General features: G+C 45.8%; 1 protein-coding gene. It reads left to right on the plus strand.

Features of this window, described 5'->3' with window-relative positions; genetic code table 11:
• Window positions 1-394: 394 nt before the first annotated feature.
• A partial coding sequence (locus tag AMS66_RS19805) for a serine hydrolase domain-containing protein (protein WP_236703534.1) occupies window positions 395-1,877 on the plus strand: 1,483 nt, incomplete at its 3' end.

Consider the following 1,877-nt stretch of genomic DNA (forward strand, 5'->3'; position numbering starts at 1 on the left):
ACATAATATCTGCAAAAGAATCCGGTTCCTTCGCTTCTTGATAAATTTGTTCCAGTGCTTCACTCATTAACACATCAGCATAAATAAAAGTGATTGTAGCGTCTAATAAAGCTTCTTTTGTTTTGTTCCCCTTTTGTTCTCTACCATCTATCATTACCGTTCCTCCTAGAATGGTTGTCCCATTTTCTTCAGTTATTATAGCATAAAACAAAATTATTGACCGATCGGTTAGTTTCAGTTAAGATATAACTGACCGATCGGTTAGTTTTTGGTTTTGTGTACCAACTGTTTCTAAGTTTTATGAAATTTAGCTATTGATAAAAGGAAAGGAGAGGACTAAAAGGAAAGGGATTTTCATCACTTACCATTTTGAGTTTATATGGAGGATCTTTATATGAAAAAAAGACTTTCTTGGGTGCTATCCGCTACACTTGCGTTGACTATGATTGCACCAGCTGGAGCAATGGCTTCCAGCGTCGCCCCTGCGCTTGCGGATAGCCAAGGATTGGGGAAAACTGCTGCTGAGAAGGCTGCCTTGCTAATCGAATCCACCGATACAATTAGCGTTCAGTATGCGCTGATTGACAATGGAAAGATCACTGTATCCGGCCAGACGGGCAAGAACGATAAGCCGCTGACCAAGGATACATTGTACGGTATCGGTTCGGTCAGCAAAGTATTTGGGGCCGCGGCCGTCATGGAATTGGTAGACAAAGGGGAAATCGATCTGGATACTCCCGTTGTCCAGTATATAACCGATTTCAAGATGAAGGACGAACGGTATAAGCGCATTACTCCGCGCATGCTGTTGAACCACTCCTCCGGTCTGCGAGGTACTGGATCTACGGACGAATTTTTGTTCGAGGATAATGACACCTATGCCCATGATACATTTCTGCAGACATTGTCCGACCAGACCTTGCAGGCGGACCCTGGAGCGTACTCGGTGTATTGCAATAGCGGCTTTATGCTTGCCGAGATTCTAGTTGAAAGAGTCAGCGGCATGAGCTTCACCGCATTTATTCATCAATATTTCACAGAACCATTGCAGATGAATCATACGAAGACACCGCAGGACAAATTGAAAGACAGCAAGCTTGCTGGGTTCTATGTCCCGGATTACCAAGGGCAGCTTCCAGATATTTTTGTTAATGCGATCGCCGAAGGAGGGATTAACTCCACGGCAGAAGATATGGTGCGATTCTCGCAAATATTTATGGGACAGGCAAACAATATCCTTTCTGACAAGTCGGTACGGGCGATGGAACAGGAGGAATACAAAAAAGGCATCTGGCCGGAAGATACGGATGATAGTAACAATTACGGTCTCGGCTGGGACAGTGTGAAGCTATACCCGTTCAATGAATACGGAATAAAGGGCTTGGCTAAGGGAGGGGACTTGACTACATATTCTGCTTCTCTCGTCGTGCTTCCTGAGAAAAAGATGGCAGCTGCCGTGTTATCATCCGGCGGTAGCAGTGACACGGATCAACTATTGGCAAGCAAACTGCTGCTGCTAACGCTCAAGGAAAAGGGAGAGATCAAGAACATCAAGTCGGACAAATCATTTGGCAAGCCCGTTAGGGCCAAGATACCCCAAGATGTAGTGAAGCAAGCAGGCTATTACGCCAAAAGTGGAACGCAGTTCCGAGTAGAGATTACCGAGGACGGAGTACTGTCCATGGCAAACGATCCGGAGACGAAGTATATATATACTTCGGATGGAAGCTTTATCAACGAGAACGGAGCCTCCAAGGTCAGCTTCGTCACCGAAAAGAACGGACGCACGTATTTGTGGGAGAGAGACTATGAGACGTTGCCGGGATTGGGGCAACTAGCAGTATCCCATTATGCGGCCGAGAAGCTGGAAGACAACG

This window comes from Paenibacillus xylanivorans (assembly GCF_001280595.1).
Classification (GTDB): Bacteria; Bacillota; Bacilli; order Paenibacillales; family Paenibacillaceae; genus Paenibacillus; species Paenibacillus xylanivorans.